A 17,461-nucleotide genomic window follows, 5' to 3' on the forward strand; every position below is an offset into this window, starting at 1 on the left:
CCCGGGGCCCGTACGATCGGCGCCGTGACGACGCCGGATCAGCCCGCGCTGGAACGCAGACTCGGCACCCTGGACGCCGTCACCATCGGGCTCGGTTCGATGGTTGGCGCCGGCATCTTCGTCGCGCTGGGCCCGGCGGCCGCCGCCGCGGGAACCGGCCTACTCGCTGGCCTGGCCGTCGCGGCGATCATCGCCTACTGCAACGCCACCTCGTCGGCGCGGCTCGCAGCGCTCTATCCCCAGTCCGGCGGCACCTACGTGTACGGGCGGGAACGCCTCGGCGCGTTCTGGGGCTACACCGCGGGCTGGAGCTTCGTGGTCGGCAAGACCGCGTCGTGTGCGGCGATGGCGCTGACGGTCGGGTTCTATGCGTGGCCGCAGTATGCGCACGCCGTCGCGGTCGCCGCCGTGGTGGCGTTGACGGCCGTCAACGTCGTGGGCATCCAGAAGTCGGCGCTGCTCACCCGGGTCATCGTCGCCGTGGTGCTGGCCGTCCTCGCGGCGGTGGTGGTCGTCGTGCTCCGCGGTGGCGACGTGGATGGCTCCCGCTTGGCCTTCGGCGACGACGTCGGCGTTGGCGGCGTTCTGCAGGCGGCGGGGCTGTTGTTCTTCGCCTTCGCCGGTTACGCCAGGATCGCCACGCTCGGCGAGGAGGTCCGCGACCCCGCCCGCACCATCCCGCGCGCCATCCCCATCGCGCTGGGGCTGGCGCTGCTGGTGTACGCGGCGGTCGCCGTCACCGTGCTGGCCGAATTGGGGAGTACGACGCTGGCGTCGGCGACGGCGCCGCTGGCCGACGCCGTTTCCGCCGCAGGGCATCCCGGTTTCGAACCGGTCGTGCGGGTGGGCGCCGCCGTTGCCGCGCTCGGTTCGCTGCTGGCGCTGATCCTCGGCGTGTCCCGAACGACGCTGGCGATGGCGCGGGACCGGTACCTGCCGCATCCACTGGCGGCGGTGCATCCCCGGTTCTCCACGCCGCACCGTGCCGAGATCGCGGTTGGCGTCGTGGTCGCCGTCGTCGCCGCGGTGGTCGACGTGCGGGGCGCGATCGGCTTCTCGTCCTTCGCGGTGCTGCTGTACTACGCCATCGCGAATGCCTCGGCGATGACGTTGCGGGGCAAGGTGATTCCGGTGATCGGCTTGGTCGGATGCGTCGTGCTGGCGTTCTCGCTACCACTGTCGTCGGTGTTGACCGGGGCTGCGGTGGTGGCGATCGGCGCCGTCGCGTATCTCTTTCACCGCCGCGCCAGCTGACGGTTCTAGGCGGCCCCGTCGACCAGAACCGCTGCGGCGCTGGACATGTGCTCGCGCACGGTGGCCGCCGCCTGTGCGGCGTCACCGGACTCGATGGCGTCGACGATGTCGAGGTGCCGCCGGACGTCCATGTTCTTCAACGCCCGATCGACACCGGCGAACATGATGGACATCCGGATGCTGCCCTCCAGCGAACACCAGGAGTGCAGCAGGGTGTCATTGCCCGACAGCCTGCACATGGTGCGGTGGAACCGTAGGTCTGCTTCGATGCGGTCTTCCAGGTTGGAGGCCGCCCAGCGCTCCATGTCGGCGACCGCCGCGCGCAGTTCCGAGACGACGGCGGAACGGTCGTCCCGATTGGCCAACGCGCTTGCGGCCAACGACTCCAGGGCGGCGCGAACGTCGAAGATGTCCGTGATCTCCTTGGCGTCGAGGTGGCGCACGGCGAGCCTGCCACGCGCTCCTGCCGAGATCAGGCCCTCCTGTTGCAGCTGCCGCATCGCCTCGCGCAGAGTTCCGCGGCTGATGTGCAGCGCGTCCGACAGTTCAGTCTCGACGAGGTGAGTGCCCGGCCGCAGCTGCCCTGTGGTGATCGCGCGGCGCAGCGCCGACAACGCCTGCTCCCGCAAGCTGGTCTTCTCCAGCCGGAGCAGCGACCCCGATTCCACCGACATGGACGGTCCCCTTCAACTGTCGACATTCAGATGTCGACAAGGCTACAGCCGCTCGAGGACCGCGGCGACGATCCGGCGCGTCGACAGGCCGTATCTGTCGTGCAGCGTCGGCAGCGCACCGGCGGCAAGGAACTCGTCGGGCAGTGCGATCGGAACGACGGTTCGGTGCACGCCGCGCCGCGCCGCCTCGGCCGCAACCGTCTCGAACAACCCTCCGATGACGGTGTGATTCTCCAGCGTCACCGCCAGTCGATCCGAATCCACTTCGCGCAACACCGTTTCGGCGTCGAACGGCTTCAAGGTCGGCGTGTGTACGACGGCGACGTCCACGTGGTGGGCGGCCAACTCCTCGGCTGCCAGCAGGGCGCGCATGGTCATCAGCCCACTGGAGACGAACACGACGTCCGCCCCGGTCCGGATCACCTTCGCCTTGCCGAGTTCGAAGGTGTAGTCGTACTCGTCGAGCACCGTCGGCACATGTCCGCGAAGCAGTCTCAGGTAGGTCGGCCCCGGGCTCTCGACGAGCTGCGGCACCGCCTGCTCGATGTCGACGGAGTCACATGGATCGACGATCGTCAGCCCTGGAATGCCGCGGAAGATGGCGACGTCCTCGGTCGCCTGGTGGGAGGGTCCGTAACCGGTGGTCAGCCCCGGCAGGCCCCCGACGATGTTGACGTTGAGCTCCGGCTCCGCGATGTCGAGGCAGATGAAGTCGTAGGCCCGGCGTGCGGCGAACACCGAGTACGTGGAGGCGAACGGAACCAGACCGGTCTCGGCCATGCCCGCGGCCGCCCCGAACAGCAGCTGCTCGGCCATCCCCATCTGGAAGTACCGATCGGGAAACGCCTTCGCGAAGACGTGCATGTCGGTGTACTTACCGAGATCGGCGGTCAATCCGACGATCCGGTCGTCGGACTGTGCGGCGGTGACCAGGGCATGCCCGAACGGTGCGGGCGTCGTGCGCTGCCCGGGGTCGGCGAACGAGGCGATCATCGCCGACGTGCGTAGGGGTGCTCCGGTGGTCATCGCAATGCTCCTTCGTAACCGGCGGTGAGTTGGTCACGGCAGACCTGCCACTCGTCGGCGTCGATGCGCATGAAGTGCGCCTTCTCCCTGTCCTCCAACATGGGAACGCCCCGGCCGACCCTCGTGTCGCACAGAATGATCGAGGGCACACCGACCGGTTTGGCGCGCTCGGCAATGGCGTCGAACGCCCCGAGGAGTGCCTCGACGTCGTTGCCGTCGACGCGTTGGACGTACCAGCCACAGGCGTCCCACTTCGCGTGCACGGGTTCGGTGCGCAGCACCCCCGCGGTGGGTCCGTCGGCCTGCAGCGCGTTGATGTCGACCATGGCAGTCAGATGTCCGAGCTGGTGATGCGAGGCCCCCATCGCAGCCTCCCACGTGGAGCCCTCGTCGAGTTCGCCATCGGAGAGGAAGTTGATCACCCGCGCCGCCGACCCCTGATGGCGCAGCCCCAGCGCCATGCCGACCGCGACGGTCAAACCATGCCCGAGTGAACCTCCGGATATCTCCATTCCCGGTGTGTAGCTTGCCATTCCGGACATCGGCAGCCGAGAGTCATCACAGCCATAGCTGTCCAACTCGTCGGCGGCGATGATGCCCGCCTCCGCCAGCGCGGCGTACAGGCCGATCGCGTAGTGGCCGGTGGACAGCAGGAACCTGTCGCGCCCTTCCCAATTCGGATCATCGGCGCGGTAGCGCAGTTGGTCGGCGTAGACGGCGGCGAGCATGTCGGCGGCACCCAAGGCCTGGCCGACGTAACCCTGACCCTGCGCTTCGCCCATGTTCAATACGTGGTGGCGCATGCGGTGCGCCGCAGCAGCGACGGTGTGGCGGCGCATCAGGCGGCCAGGGTATGCGGCTCGGTGGTCCTGGCGGCCTCGTCGGCCGACTGCCGTTCGTGCGGGCCCCACGTTTCGCGCGTGATGAGCGCCGCACACAGGCCGATTGCCGCGTAACCACTGAACAGCAGCGCCGGGCCCATCCAGCCCATCCACTCGAACAGCAGTGTCGTGATGAATGGCGTGAAACCGGACACCATCGCCGAAATTTGGTACGCCAGTGAGGCTCCCGATGCACGGGTGTTCGCCTGGAACAGCTCCGGGAACCACGCGCCCTGCGCACCGGCGAGGGCATTCTGACATACCCCGTAGGCCACGGCGAAGGTCGCGACGATCAACACCAGCATGCCGGTGTTCACCAGCATGAACATGAGGACTCCGAACGGAATGCCGAACGCGCAGACCCACACGTAGACCGGTCGTCTGCCGATCTTGTCGGTCAGTCGGGCCCACGCCATGGTGGCGAAGATGCCGAGCGCGGACGCGATGCACAGCGCGACGAGGGTTTCGGTCTTGGTCGCGAGTTCAGCGCCCTTCAGGTACGAGATCATGTAGGTGATGGACACCGCATAACCGGCGGTCTCGGCGATCCGAAGGCCGATGCCACGCAAGATGTTTCGCCAGTCGGTGCGCACCACCTCGACGATGGGCGCCCGCACGATGTCCCCCCGCTCCTTGACGTCGTCGAACACCGGCGACTCGGGCACGCGGGCCCTAATGATCAAACCGACGACGACAAGCACGATGCTGGCCAGGAACGGAACGCGCCAGGCCCAGTCGCCGCCGAGGTGGACGCTAACCAGGAACACCAGGTTGGCCAGCAGAAGACCGACGGGAAAGCCGGCCTGCACGATCCCCGTATAGCGGCCCTTCTCCTTCCACGGCGCGTGCTCGTAGCTCATCAGGATCGCGCCACCCCACTCGGCGCCGAACGCCAGACCCTGGATGATGCGCACGGTCACCAACAGAATCGGTGCGAGGATGCCGACCGACTCGAACGTGGGCAGCAGTCCGATGGCGAAGGTGGCCAGGCCCATCACGATGAGCGAAGCGACAAGCACCGGCTTGCGGCCGAGTTTGTCACCGAGATGGCCGCCAATGATGCCGCCAAGCGGACGTGCCGCGAAGCCGACTCCGAGCGTTGCGAATGCGGCCAGCGTGCCCGCGACCGGACTGGCGCCGGGGAAGAACGCGTGGCCGAAGTACAGCGCGGCGGCGGTGCCGAAGCCGATGAAGTCGTAGGTCTCGATGACGGCGCCGACGCCGGAACCGACGGCAACCCGCCTGGCATCCGGCGTCCCGTGCATCGGGCCACGCATCTTCAGAGCGTCGTCGCTCATGGGTCTCATCCTTTCAAGGCCTGATCTACCTGGGCAATCCGCGCCGATGTCGACTGTCAACAGTGCGGATCGCCCTAGTGTGACCCGGCGCACATTCCATTGTCAACAGTCGACGCTATTCAATTGCTAGTCGTTGACTGTTGACAGTCGTCCGGCATAGTGTGGCCGGTATGTCAGCCGCGGCCACGTTTCACCGACGCCTGGGCTGCTCGACGATCAGCTTCCGACACCAGGACCTGGCGCTCGCGCTACGCACCATCGCGGAACTCGGCTTCACGGAGATCGACCTGGGGGCGCTGCCCGGCGTGTGCGACCATGTGCCGTTCGTCCTCGACGACGCCGCGGTCGAGACCGTCGCCCGCACGGTGACCGCGTCCGGACTGTGTGTGCGCTCGATCAACTGCGACATCGGCGACCTGAACGCCAAGCTTGACGACGACGCCCGTGCCCACCGCGAGGCCCACCTCGACATGCTCGTCGCACTCGCCGCAGCCACCGGAGCCCAAGCCTTGGTGCTGCCGTGTGGCGCACTCGATCACGCTCCCCTGGAGACGTTGACCGCCGACGTCGAACGGGTGGCCGCCGAACTCGCCGCCCATGCCACCGCGGCCGCTCGTGCCGGCATCGAGCTGTGGACGGAGTCCCTGCACCTGCACCGCCTGTGCTGCGACATCGAACGCGCACAGATGCTGTACGACCGGCTGCCGGACTCGGTGGGCATCGTGATGGACTTCAGCCACGTCGTCGCCTCGGGCGGTGATCCGGTCGACTTCATCGATCGCTTCGGCGCCAGGATCACGCACGTGCACATCCGCGACGCCATGCCCGGCGAGATCAACCTGTCGGTAGGCAACGGCCGCGTCGACTTCCCCCGCGGACTCAAGCATCTCGCCGCCGCCGCCTATGCCGGCCATTTCTCACTCGAACTGGAGACCCGCGACATCACCAACGAACAGCGACCAGGCGCCGCCGTGGCGGCAGGCCGTTTCATCACCGAATTGATCTGAGAGGCAACACCGATGACCACTGTTCCTTCGCGTCCCTCGCGCACCGCCGTCGTCACGGGCGCCACCTCCGAGCGCGGCATCGGCATCACCGTCGCCCAGCGGTATGCCCGAGAAGGTTGGGCCGTCGTAATCCTCGACCTGGACGGCGAGAAGTCCGCCAAGGTCGCCGCCGAGATCGGCAACCAGTTCGCGGTCCCCGTGTTCGGCCACTCCGTCGACGTCACCTCGGAGGAGTCCGTCGCCGCCGCACAGGCCGCCGTCGCCGCAGAGGTGGAGTCCGGCAACCTGCCGCCTGTCGGCGCACTCGCCAACATCGCGGGCATCACCTCACCAGTGCCGTTCCTCGAGACCACCCTCGAACTGTGGAACACGGTCATGGCGGTCAACGCCACCGGTACCTACCTGGTGACGAAGGCCTTCCTGCCGGCGATGATCGAGGCGGGTTGGGGGCGCATCGTCAACATGTCGTCGGTGTCCGCACAGCGCGGCGGCGGAGTGTTCGGCAAGGTGCCCTACTCGTCGGCCAAGGCCGCCATCCTCGGCTTCACCAAGGCATTGGCACGCGAAATCGCCCATACCGGGGTCACCGTCAACGCCGTCACCCCCGGGGCCGTCGACACCAACATCCGGGTCGGGTCGACCGACGAGCAGGAAGCCAGGCTGGCGGCCGACATCCCGGTCGGCCGCACGGCCACCACCGAAGAAGTCGCCGCGGTCATCACCTTCCTGTCCAGTGAGGACGCCGGCTACCTCACCGGAACCACTGTTGACGTCAACGGTGGCAGCCACATTCACTGACGGCTGGCGCCTTAGCCCGAGATGGTGTTCAGTTCGACGTTGTGATTCCCCTGACCTGGAAGCCCGTCCCGTCCGACGCAATCGTCGTCGCCCCGGATGAACGGCTGAGCTGGCCCCGCACCATCGGCATCGGCGCCCAGCACGTGGTGGCGATGTTCGGCGCCACGTTCCTGGTGCCGGTGCTGACGGGCTTCCCGCCGGCCACCACGCTGCTGTTCTCCGGCATCGGCACGGTGTTGTTCCTGATCATCACGGGCAACCGGCTGCCCAGCTACCTGGGGTCGAGCTTCTCGGTAATCGCGCCGGTGACCGCGGCCGTGGCGACCAACGGATCCGGTAGTGCGTTGTTCGGCCTGGTGGCCGTCGGCGTGCTGCTGATCATCATCGGCGCCGTCGTGCACGTGGCGGGCACCCGCTGGCTCGACCTGATCCTGCCGCCGGTCGTGACCGGTGCCATCGTCGCGCTCATCGGCTTCAACCTGGCGCCTGCGGCGAAGAACAACTTCGAGAAGGGCCCGCTGGTCGGCATCGTCACCCTGGTACTCCTGGTCGCGGCGCTGGCGTTCTTCCGCGGCATCGTCGGGCGGCTCGCGATCTTCCTCGCCGTCGTCGTGGGTTATCTGCTGGCGCTTGCCCTCGGCGACGTCGACACCTCGGGGATCGCGTCGGCCCCGTGGATCGGCCTGCCCGAATTTCAGACGCCGACGTTCTCATGGTCGGTGCTGCCGTTGTTCCTGCCTGCCGTCATCGCGCTGATCGCGGAGAACATCGGGCACGTGAAGTCGGTCGGCCAGATGACCGATACCGACACCGATCCGCTGATCGGCCGGGCACTTGCCGCCGACGGCGTGGCGACGACGTTGGCGGGCTTCGGCGGCGGTTCGGCCACCACGACGTATGCGGAGAACATCGGCGTCATGGCCGCCACCCGCGTGTATTCGACCGCGGCGTACTGGGTAGCCGCGGTCGCCGCCATCGTATTGTCGTTGTGCCCCAAGGTCGGAGCCACCATCTCCGCGGTCCCACCCGGCGTCCTCGGCGGTGCGACGATCGTGCTCTACGGCCTGGTCGGCGTGCTGGGCGTCCGCATCTGGCTGACCAATCACGTCGACTTCGGCCTGCCCATCAATCAGATGACCGCCGCCATCCCCCTGATCATCGGCATCGCCGACTTCACTTGGCAGGCAGGGTCATTGACGTTCACCGGCATTGCACTGGGCTCGATCGCCGCGCTGCTCGTCTATCACGGCATGCGGCTGCTCGGCTGGCGGACTCGCGAGGACGGCGCCGACGTTCGCCGCGACGATCAGGCCGATCGCGACCCAGTCGAATAAGCCGAGCGCTTCGGCGAGGACGGTCGCGCCGATGGCGGCGGCGAACACCGGGTTCACGCTCATGAAGATCCCGAAGAAGTGCGTTGGCACGCGGCGCAGCGCGAGAACGTCGGCGACGAACGGAATGACCGAGGCGAACACGGCCGCGGCGGCGCCGCACGCCAGCGCGGCAACCGTTGGCGGGTGGGCGATCAGCGCGACGGTCCCTATCGGCACGTACACGAGTGCCGAGACCGCGACGGATGTTGCCGTTCCGTCGACGCCGGTGAACCGTTGGCCGACCGTGCGGTTGAGCAGGATGTAGCTCGCCCAGCACATCGCGGCGAACAGGCCCAGGCTGATCCCCAGGTAGTCGGTGGTGGGTTGGGGGCGGGCGAGCAGCATGACGCCTGCCGCCGCCAGCGCGGCGCAGGCGAGGATGACGCGCCGCCGCATGCCCTTCGGCGTCGCGGTGAGACCGCCCGCGAGCGCGACGGACAGCGGACCGAGGAACTCCAGCGTCATCGCGAGGCCAAGGCCGATCCGGTCGATCGCGACGTACACCGCGAGGTTCATGACGACGAACACCGAGGCCAACTCGATCACGGGCACCCACTGCGCCCGCGTGAACTCCCGAAGCCGCGGCCGGGCCATTGGCAGCAGGATCGCCGCGGCCACCCATTGACGGATCGCGACCACCGCGACGGGCCCGATCACCGGGAAGGCGAGCGCTCCCGCCGCCGCACCCGACTGATTCGACAAGGCGCTACCGAGCATCAGAAGGATGCCCGTGGCACGACCTCGCCGACGGGATTCGGTGTCCATGCCGTCAGCATGCAACCGGAACGGCGATTCGCAAAATGCATTTAGTGCCGCATCTATACGCTGAACGCATGGAGGTCGAGCTGCGCCATTTGCGGTGCCTCGTCGCGATCGTCGATCACGGCGGTTTCACCGGCGCAGCAGCCGAACTCGGGATGTCCCAGCCCGCCGTGTCGCGCGGGCTCGCGGCGCTCGAGCGGTCGCTCGGGGTGCGATTGCTGCGTCGCACCAGCCGGGAGGTCGCTCCGACCGCGGCAGGGGTCCGGGTCCTCGCCAGGGCGCGGAGGCTGCTCACCGACGTCGACGACCTGGTCCGGGAGACGCGGGGAGGGCTCGGCTGGCTGCGCATTGGTCATGCCTGGGCAGCGATGGGCGAGCACACCGTGGAGTTTCAACATCGTTGGGCGGCAATGCATCCAGACGTCGAACTGCACCTGATCCGGACCAACTCACCGACGGGCGGACTCGCGGAAGGGGCCTGCGACATCGCCGTCGTGCGCACCCCTACCGACGCCCCCGGCATCGCCGACGGCCGATTCGACGACGTGATCGTCGGGCTCGAGTCCCGTTATGGCGCGGTGGCCGCCGACGACCCGCTCGCACGGCGCCGCGAGCTGCGACTGGCCGATCTCGTCGACCGCGTCCTCGCCGTCGACCCGCGTACCGGCACCACCACAACGGACTTGTGGCCGCCCAGCAGTCGACCGGAGGTCGAGGAGATCCACGACGTCGACGACTGGCTCGCGGTGATCGCCGCGGGGCGGTGTGTCGGCGTGACGGCGCAGAGCACCCTGACGCAGTACCGCCGACAGGGCGTCGTGTTCCGGCGCCTGCGCGACGCGCCCCCGGTGCCGGTCCGACTCATCTGGTGGCGCGACGATCCGCATCCGGCGACGTCTGACGTCGTCGGCCTACTGGCGGAGCTCTACCACCGTCCTACGCGCTCGGGCGCGGCACGATCATGACGGGGACCGGTGAATGGCGCACGATCTTGGAGGCCGCCGAGCCGAGGAATACCTGGGCCGTCTGTCCGGCCGCACCGGATCCGAGCAGCAGCATGTCGCCGGCCGCCCATGGAACGTTCTCGACGGCCTCACGCCAATCGTGACCGCTTCCGATCACGATGTCGACATCCGCAATCGGGATGCGGGTGCGAACGTGGTTGAGCTGCTTGACGATATCGTCGGACGTTCGGCGGGCCCACTGCCGGATGACGAGGTCTTCGGCCGAGGGTTCGATGCTTCCGCTGAACATCGTCAGAGGCCGCACCGTGAACGAGACGATTCGCAATTGCACGGGCCATTGCGTGGCCAGTTCGGCGGCTGCGGCGAGGAGGCCGTTGATGTCGGCTTCGCCTCCGTACGCAGCGGTCAGGCGTCGGATCGGTTCTGGCCCTAGTGGATAACCGCGCGGTGCGATCGCAACCGGAACGGCCGCGGTGTGGACCAACCGTTCGGTGACGCTGCCGAGCGACACCCTGCCCAGAAGCCCCGAGGACGACGATCCCACGACGACGAGACGCGCATCGTGGGCGGTGACCAGTTCGATCAAACCCGTTGGGATGGACGTGGATTCGTGGACGACGGTCGGGATGTCCAGGTCTGAGGGCAGCTGGTCGACAACCCTGTCGATGGCCCGCGCAGCCTGCGACGTGACATGCCGCAGGTACTCCTCCTCGACCGGGTCCCCCTTCGCGGGCCACGGCCGTTCCACGATGGCCGCGGCCATCACCTTGTCGCCGGTCCAGCGTGATATCTGCGCCGCCAGGTTCAGCGGTGCCGTCCCCTGACGGCTCGAGCTGAATCCGGCGATGATGGTCATGCGGGCGCCTCGACACCCGTCCGGGCCACCACGTGGGTCACGGGGACCTGGTGCGCTTCGCGAGCGCGGTCGACGACGTCGAAGCGGTGCCACACCGACTCTTCCGGCGGCAGCGTCGAGATCACGATCTGATCCGGATGGAACTCATCGACGGCGGTGGCCAGTGCCCGCAACGGTCGGTAGTCGCCCAATGCGCCGTCCGCCTCGAAATTCTCGGCGCGCAGCGTGGCCAGCGTGGCGTCCAACCGCTCCTGGGCGATCTTCCTCGTCGCCTCGACGACGTCCAGCGGGCCATGGGTGGCGGCGGTTCCGGTTTCGATCGGGCTGGCAGGCACGACGACGAAGTAGGCGGTGTCCCTGTCGGCGCCGATGCGGCGAAGTTCGTTGAGCAGTTCCTCTGACCCGACCGTCTGCGTCGCCATCACCAGCACGCGGTGCGGCCGGGTGGTCGGGGTGGGCTCCTCTTCGACGGGTCGCCGGTTCCTGAACCACTTGTTGGCGAGATACAGCAGGATGACGACGCCCCACGACAGCAGGCTCAACACGAGTTGGGACCGAACGTCCTTCTGCAGGCCCATCTGGACCAGGATCGCCAGGATCGCCACCGCGGTGATGATCGACAACACCGGGAACAGCCACATCTTGACCCGCAGCTCCGAACTGGCGCGGTAGCGCAACACGATCTGGGAGATGGCGATGAGCAGGTAGACGAACAGGATGATCGCGCCGCTGGAGTTCAACAGGAACGCGAAGATGGTGTCGGGCGAGACGGCCGCCGCGATGACGCAGAGAAAGCCGATCACCGAGGACGCGAGGATCGCCGCGGCGGGCACTCCTCGACGGGTCACCGCAACCAGCTGTGCCGGTGCCTCCCGGCGGGCGGCGAGGACGAACAGCATGCGGGATGCGGTGTACATGCCCGAGTTCAGGCAGCTCAGCACCGCCGTCAACACGACGGCGTTCATGATGTGGTCGGCGTAGGGAATGCCCATCTCGGTGAACGCGGCGACGAAGGGCGATGCGCCCGCTCGCTCGTCGTTCCAGGGCAGGATGACCGCCAGCAGGAACGTGGAACCGACGAAGAACACTGCGATACGGGTGATCACCGAGTTCGCGGCCTTCGACACCGCCCTCTCGGGATCGGCCGACTCCGCGGCGGCAATCGTCGCGATCTCGGCGCCGACCATCGAGAAGATCACCGTGACGACACCGACGGTGATGGCCATGGGACCGACGGGGAAGAAGCCGCCGTGGCTCCACAGGTTGGAGAAGTCCATGGCCTTGTCCGGCCAGAGCCCGAGCACGAACAGCGATCCCAGGCCTATGAACACGACGATCGCTGCGACCTTGATGCCGGCGAACCAGAATTCGAATTCACCGAACGACGACACGGAGAACAGGTTCGTCGCGGTCATCAGGACCATGAGGACGAGAGCGCTCAACCACAGCGGGACGTCGATCCAGTATTGGATGATCTTGGCGCCTGCGATCGCCTCGAACCCGACGACGATCACCCAGAAGTACCAATACAGCCAGCCGACCGAGAAGCCGGCCCAGTTGCCCATCGCGTTGCGCGAATAGTCGGCGAACGATCCTGTCGACGGGTTGGCCACGGCCATCTCGGCCAGCATCCGCATGACCATGATGATCAGCACGCCCGCAAGGGCATAGGTGATGAACGCGCCCGGCCCCGTGTCGCCGATGACGACGCCCGAGCCAACGAACAGACCTGCGCCGATCACGCCGCCGATCGCGATCATCGTCAGCTGTCGCTGATTCAGGGCTTTCTTCAGTTCAGGTGTCACGCTCATGGCATTCCTCCGAGGTCGGTGCGGCATTGTCCGTATGAGCAGTTGTCCAGTCAAACTATTCACCCAGCCTATGCCGGTTCGCCACTTCAGGCGGTTTGAATCAGGGATTTGATGTTAGGCGCGGCAGTGTCGATGCGCACCCGCATGACGTCGGAACTTCCCTCGATGCGTTCGGACAATTGTCGGAGGGCGTCAAATGCGGTACAGCCGTGCAATATTTGCCAGCCGGATGCTCAGCAGCAGCGCGAACCGCGCCTCACCGTCCTTGAGGTCACCACCCACTGCCTCGGTGATCTTCTCGAGCCGGTAATACAGCGTCGATCGGTGAAGGTGCAACGCCTCGGCGGTTTTTCGCGCATCGCAGCCATGTGTGAGGTAGGTGTCGAGGGTGTGCACGAGGTCGCCGCGGCCGGCGTTCACCATGTCCACGATGCCCGGATGCACGAGCTCGGCGAGATCCTTCGGGTTCGTCGAATAGCTGTCCGCGAGAATCGCAAGGGTTCGCCAAGAGCCCAACTCGGTCCAGACCGCTACCTTTTCCTCCGAGCCGCCGACCTCAGCCACCGTCAACGCCAGCCTGGCGTTTCGAAATGCTTGTGCCGCTTGCCTTATCGGAACACGCTCGCCCGAACAGCCGATGGCGGGCCGGTGGCCGTAGACGGCTTCGATCGCTTGCACGACCGCCGGTGACTCGCGTCGCCCGTCGATCGGGGTCTCCGGTCGCGACACCGCGATGATCGCGGTCGGTTGTCCGGCGACCGCGAACCATTCGTGCGACGGTTCGGTGGCGCTCAGGCGAAGGCGCAGGGACATCGTTCGCTGCACCGGGTCACTCGGTCCGGCGACGTTCGCCTCGAACGCGAACGCGCTGACCAGGCTGTCCGGCTGCGCCATGTCCTTCTCTTGGAGCTCCTGCAGGGTTTGTTCGGATGACGCATCGGTGCCGCTCTCGAGGAGTCGCGCGAGAAGCGCCTGCAGGTATGACTCCGCCGCGCGAAGGTCGGCGTTTCTGCGATCGAGGACGGCTTGCAGGTCTTTGCCGGCTTGCTTGGCCAGCTCCTGACCGTCATCGGACAGCGAACGTTCAGGGTCGAGCACCCACAGGTACCCGAACCTCTCGCTGGCCGAACAGATCGGCACACAGAACCGCGCCATCATTCCGTGTTGAGGCAGCGCTGGGGTCCAGAACGCGTCCGTCGCGGTGCCGATTCCGATCGAGAAGAGCTCGGTCTTGACCGCGGGAAGGATCCCGCGCTGCAGCAGGCTGTACATCCGCACGTCGTCGAGTTGACCGAACTGGCGGCTGTGGGTGATCGGAGAGAGCGACTCGTCGTCGAGGAGAACCGCGCTGTCGAGAGTCTGGGCAAGGGCGTCGACGATCGACTGGATACGTGGGCCGATCGCCGCTGGGGCCGCATCCGCCATGCCGGAAAACCCCCGATCGCTACTGAAGGGTGGTCGCTAGTGTGTCACGCGCGCAGCGGCGATGCGCACCAGGTCTGAGCGGGAAAATTGACTCTCGTGGCACAAACGGATGGCACCATTTGGCGATGGAACACGAAGATCCCGAGAAACGCATCGACGACCTCGAACGCGGGCTAGCCGAGCCGCACGGCCGCGTGACGGCGGAGGACGTTCATACCGTGGCGTTCTCGAAGCCGGCCTTCCTGAAGCGCGGCTACAACGAAGACGAAGTCGACGCGCTACTAGAGCGTGCGGAGGCCGCACTGCTCGATCCCACCGCACCCGGCGCGCTCACTGCGGCCGAAATGCACGACGTTTCGTTCTCCAAACCGCCGATCGGCAAGCGGGGGTACAACGAAGACGAAGTCGATGCGTTTCTGGACCGCGTCAAGATCGAATTGTCGCGGCGTGCATCGGATCCGGGCCAGCCATAGGGTCATCGGCCTACACTTCGGCAAATGTTCTCCGAGACGCGCTATGCCTTCAACGGGGACTTGCGCGTCGCGTATCGCGCATCGCGTGAAGGTCCCCGCGACATCGTGATCGTCTCCAACTGGTTCACGTGCTGTGAGGTGGTGCCCGAGCTGCCGTCGATGCGAGGGTGGCTCGAGGCGATGACATCGTTGGGTCGGCTCATCCTCTTCGACCAGCCCGGCACCGGAGCGTCCGACCCCGTGCGGCAGGGCGCGCTGCCGACCCTGGAGCAATGGGCGGACAGCGTCACGGCGGTCCTGGACGCCCTCGGGAGCTCGGAGGCTGTCCTCGTCGCCGCCGACGGCGCGTTTGCAACCGCTGCGTTGTTCGCCGCCACCCATCCGTCGCGGACGACGGCGTTGGTCTCGCTGGAGGGCTATGCGGAACCATGGATCATTCGGCCTCGCATAGAAGCTGAACGCGGGATGGGAGATTACTGGGGCACCGGCGAAGTTCAGTGCTACATGAATCCGGACATGCCATGGAACGAGGAGATCCGGGCGGCGTGGGCGCGAATGGAGCGCCTGGCCGCCAGCCCTGCGACCGCGGAGAAAATGCTTCCGCTGCTGGCGGAAATGGACGTACGCGCCGTGCTTCCGGCGGTCCGGGTACCCACGCTCGTGTTGCAGCACTCCGACAACCCGTACGTCACGCCCGAGATGGGCCGATATCTTGCCGATCACGTGTCGGGCGCGAAATACGTTGAGCTACCGGGACGAAACATGTACCACTTCGTTGATCCCGGCTGGCGCGAGTCGTTCCAGCACGTCGCCGAGTTCCTCACCGGCGAGCAATCCGACGTGGCCGACGACCGGGTGCTCGCGACGGTGCTGTTCACCGACATCGTCGACTCGACGCTCACGGCTGCCAAGATGGGCGACCGCGACTGGCACGCGTTACTCGACGCCCACGACGCCGTCGTCCGGGCACAGCTCGCGCGCTTCCGCGGCCGCGAGATCAACACCTCCGGCGACGGGTTCGTCGCAACGTTCGACGGCCCGCAGCGAGCGATCCGCTGCGCCATGGCAATTCGCGACGCCGTACGAGCCCTCGGCATCCAGGTGCGCGCCGGATTGCACACCGGCGAATGCGAGATCCGCGGCGACGACATCGGTGGCATCGCGGTACACATCGGCGCGCGCGTCAGCGCCCTGGCAGGTCCCAACGACGTGCTGGTGTCCAGCACGCTGCGCGACCTGGTGTTCGGGTCGGGACTCGAATTCGAAGACCGCGGCGCACACCAGCTCAAGGGCGTGCCCGGCGAGTGGCATCTCTACGCCGTCGCCGAGAAATAGCGCCCTGAAATAGCCGATGTGGCCGTTGTTCGATGCGCACCGCCCGACCCGCTCCTCGGCTTAGACTTCCGCGGTGTTCTCGGAGACGCGTTATGCGCTGAACGGGGACTTGCGCGTCGCCTATCGCGCGTCGGCTGAAGGCCCTCGGGACATCGTGGTGGTCCCAAACTGGTTCAACTGTTGTGAGGTTATGCCCGAGCTACCGGCGATTCAGGGGTGGGTCGAAGCGATGACGTCGTTGGGGCGGTTAGTCTTCTTCGATCAGCCCGGCACGGGTGCGTCGGATTCTGTCTCGGCGGGTGCGTTGCCAACGCTGGAGCAATGGGCGGACAGCATCACCGCGGTGTTGGACGATCTCGGCAGTCGCGAAGCGGTGCTCGTCGCCATGAACGCCGCGTTCGCACCCGCGACGCTGTTCGCGGCCAGCTATCCGTCTCGCACTGCGGCGCTGGTGGGGCTTGAGGTCTATGCCGATCCGGCGGCTGAGCGCACCGCTGGGTTCACTCCCGCGGAGTTCTTCGACGGCTTGGTCGCCACGTGGGGCACTGGGGAGTTCGAACGCGTAAGCAATCCGGACATGCCGTGGAATGAAGAGATCCGGTCAACGTGGGCGCGACACGAACGTCTGTCGGCAAGCCCGCGGACCGTTGCCCTCATGATGCCGGTGGTGTCCGAATTGGATGTACGGGCGCTGCTTCCGACCATCCGGGTGCCCACCCTCGTCGTCCAGCACACGGATGACCCTCTCGTCCCACCTTCTGATGGAAGGTACGTTGCCGATCACATCCCGGGCGCGAAATACGTTGAGCTGCCAGGTCGCAACCTCTTCCACTTCGTCGAACCGTGGCGTGAGTCGTTCCAGCACGTCGCCGAGTTCCTCACCGGCGAGCAATCCGACGTGGCCGACGACCGGGTGCTCGCGACGGTGCTGTTCACCGACATCGTGGACTCGACGCGCACGGCTGCCAAGATGGGCGACCGCGACTGGCATGCGCTGCTGGATGCGCACGACGCCGTCGTCCGGGTGCAGCTCGCGCGCTTCCGTGGTCGCGAGATCAACACTTCGGGTGACGGGTTCGTCGCGCGCAGTACGTACGCCGTACGAGCCCTCGGCATCCAGGTGCGCGCCGGATTGCACACCGGCGAATGCGAGATCCGCGGCGATGACATCGGTGGCATCGCGGTACACATCGGCGCGCGCGTCGGTGCCCTGGCAGGTCCCAACGACGTGCTGGTGTCCAGCACGCTGCGCGACCTGGTGTTCGGGTCGGGACTCGAATTCGAAGACCGCGGCGCACACCAGCTCAAGGGCGTGCCCGGCGAGTGGCATCTGTTCGCCGTCGCTGAGAAATAGCGGCGTCAGAAGGGTGGTGGTTCGTAGGTGGCGGCGCGCCAGGCTCGTCGTTGGCGTCTTTGTTCGGCGTTGAGTTCGTGGCGTTGGCGGCGTTCGGCGGTGATGCGGTCGCGGCGGTCCTGATCGCGGGTTTGCTTGCGGCGCGGCATCATCACCGACCGATCCGTCT

The 17,461-nt window shown here is 66.9% G+C and carries 14 protein-coding genes and 4 pseudogenes; 9 read left to right on the forward strand and 9 right to left on the reverse strand.

Going from position 1 to position 17,461, the window contains the following annotated elements; genetic code table 11:
- The first annotated feature begins 24 nt into the window (after positions 1-24).
- Positions 25-1,254: an APC family permease gene (locus N536_RS0136685; RefSeq protein ID WP_029118167.1), complete on the forward strand. Its 1,230-nt coding sequence runs from the start codon at positions 25-27 to the stop codon at positions 1,252-1,254.
- 5 nt (positions 1,255-1,259) lie between these two features.
- Here N536_RS0136685 and N536_RS0136690 read toward each other — a convergent pair whose 3' ends face one another.
- Genes N536_RS0136690 through N536_RS0136705 form a run of 4 tightly spaced genes read right to left on the reverse strand, consistent with a single transcriptional unit; the run spans position 1,260 to position 5,133 of the window.
- The gene (locus tag N536_RS0136690; RefSeq protein ID WP_029118168.1) at positions 1,260-1,928 is read right to left on the reverse strand and encodes a GntR family transcriptional regulator; all 669 of its coding nucleotides are present in this window, start codon (positions 1,926-1,928) and stop codon (positions 1,260-1,262) included.
- Between the two features lie 42 nt (positions 1,929-1,970).
- Positions 1,971-2,954, reverse strand: coding sequence for a transketolase family protein (locus N536_RS0136695; RefSeq protein WP_029118169.1), 984 nt, complete (start codon positions 2,952-2,954; stop codon positions 1,971-1,973).
- Complete coding sequence (locus tag N536_RS0136700; RefSeq protein ID WP_029118170.1) at positions 2,951-3,793, reverse strand: transketolase; 843 nt, start codon at positions 3,791-3,793, stop codon at positions 2,951-2,953. Before N536_RS0136700 ends, N536_RS0136695 begins: the two co-directional genes overlap by 4 nt.
- Complete coding sequence (locus N536_RS0136705) at positions 3,793-5,133, reverse strand: MFS transporter (RefSeq protein ID WP_029118171.1); 1,341 nt, start codon at positions 5,131-5,133, stop codon at positions 3,793-3,795. Before N536_RS0136705 ends, N536_RS0136700 begins: the two co-directional genes overlap by 1 nt.
- A 170-nt stretch (positions 5,134-5,303) precedes the next feature.
- Here N536_RS0136705 and N536_RS0136710 point away from each other — a divergent pair, with 170 nt between their 5' ends.
- The 3 genes from N536_RS0136710 to N536_RS40550 are packed head-to-tail and all read left to right on the forward strand — an operon-like array spanning position 5,304 to position 8,272.
- Entirely contained in the window at positions 5,304-6,140 is an 837-nt protein-coding gene (locus N536_RS0136710) for a sugar phosphate isomerase/epimerase (RefSeq protein WP_029118172.1), read from the forward strand.
- A gap of 12 nt (positions 6,141-6,152) precedes the next feature.
- A complete protein-coding gene (locus tag N536_RS0136715; protein ID WP_029118173.1) occupies positions 6,153-6,938 on the forward strand; it encodes an SDR family NAD(P)-dependent oxidoreductase in 786 nt (261 codons plus the stop codon).
- 41 nt (positions 6,939-6,979) lie between these two features.
- The gene (locus N536_RS40550; protein ID WP_051575030.1) at positions 6,980-8,272 is read left to right on the forward strand and encodes a uracil-xanthine permease family protein; all 1,293 of its coding nucleotides are present in this window, start codon (positions 6,980-6,982) and stop codon (positions 8,270-8,272) included.
- Positions 8,273-8,293: 21 nt separating this feature from the next.
- Here N536_RS40550 and N536_RS43675 read toward each other — a convergent pair.
- Positions 8,294-9,076 (reverse strand): annotated as a pseudogene (locus tag N536_RS43675) (DMT family transporter); the annotation flags it as partial.
- Positions 9,077-9,144: 68 nt separating this feature from the next.
- Here N536_RS43675 and N536_RS0136730 point away from each other — a divergent pair.
- Positions 9,145-10,038 (forward strand): LysR family transcriptional regulator, encoded by an 894-nt coding sequence (locus N536_RS0136730; RefSeq protein ID WP_029118174.1) that lies wholly within the window; start codon positions 9,145-9,147, stop codon positions 10,036-10,038.
- Here the strand turns inward: N536_RS0136730 and N536_RS0136735 are convergent.
- The 3 genes from N536_RS0136735 to N536_RS0136745 form a co-directional block, all read right to left on the reverse strand.
- The gene (locus N536_RS0136735; protein WP_029118175.1) at positions 10,010-10,894 is read right to left on the reverse strand and encodes a universal stress protein; all 885 of its coding nucleotides are present in this window, start codon (positions 10,892-10,894) and stop codon (positions 10,010-10,012) included. The genes N536_RS0136730 and N536_RS0136735 overlap by 29 nt on opposite strands.
- Entirely contained in the window at positions 10,891-12,705 is a 1,815-nt protein-coding gene (locus tag N536_RS0136740) for an amino acid permease (RefSeq protein ID WP_029118176.1), read from the reverse strand. The genes N536_RS0136735 and N536_RS0136740 overlap by 4 nt, the downstream gene beginning before the upstream one ends.
- A gap of 192 nt (positions 12,706-12,897) precedes the next feature.
- Positions 12,898-14,130, reverse strand: coding sequence for a CdaR family transcriptional regulator (locus N536_RS0136745; RefSeq protein ID WP_029118177.1), 1,233 nt, complete (start codon positions 14,128-14,130; stop codon positions 12,898-12,900).
- A 125-nt stretch (positions 14,131-14,255) separates the two neighbouring features.
- Between N536_RS0136745 and N536_RS43680 the strand changes: the two are divergent.
- From N536_RS43680 to N536_RS0136760, 4 genes and pseudogenes are all read left to right on the forward strand, one after another.
- Positions 14,256-14,423: pseudogene (locus N536_RS43680) on the forward strand (DivIVA domain-containing protein); the annotation flags it as partial.
- A gap of 9 nt (positions 14,424-14,432) precedes the next feature.
- Positions 14,433-14,576 (forward strand): annotated as a pseudogene (locus N536_RS43270) (DivIVA domain-containing protein); the annotation flags it as partial.
- Positions 14,577-14,627: 51 nt separating this feature from the next.
- Complete coding sequence (locus N536_RS0136755; protein ID WP_029118178.1) at positions 14,628-15,938, forward strand: adenylate/guanylate cyclase domain-containing protein; 1,311 nt, start codon at positions 14,628-14,630, stop codon at positions 15,936-15,938.
- Positions 15,939-16,011: 73 nt separating this feature from the next.
- Positions 16,012-17,292, forward strand: a complete 1,281-nt coding sequence (locus tag N536_RS0136760) for an adenylate/guanylate cyclase domain-containing protein (protein ID WP_029118179.1) — start codon at positions 16,012-16,014, stop codon at positions 17,290-17,292.
- A gap of 5 nt (positions 17,293-17,297) precedes the next feature.
- Here the strand turns inward: N536_RS0136760 and N536_RS42485 are convergent.
- Positions 17,298-17,461, reverse strand: a pseudogene (locus tag N536_RS42485) (HNH endonuclease); the annotation flags it as partial.

The sequence above is a fragment of the Mycobacterium sp. URHB0044 genome (genome assembly GCF_000620625.1).
Taxonomy (GTDB): Bacteria; Actinomycetota; Actinomycetes; order Mycobacteriales; family Mycobacteriaceae; genus Mycobacterium.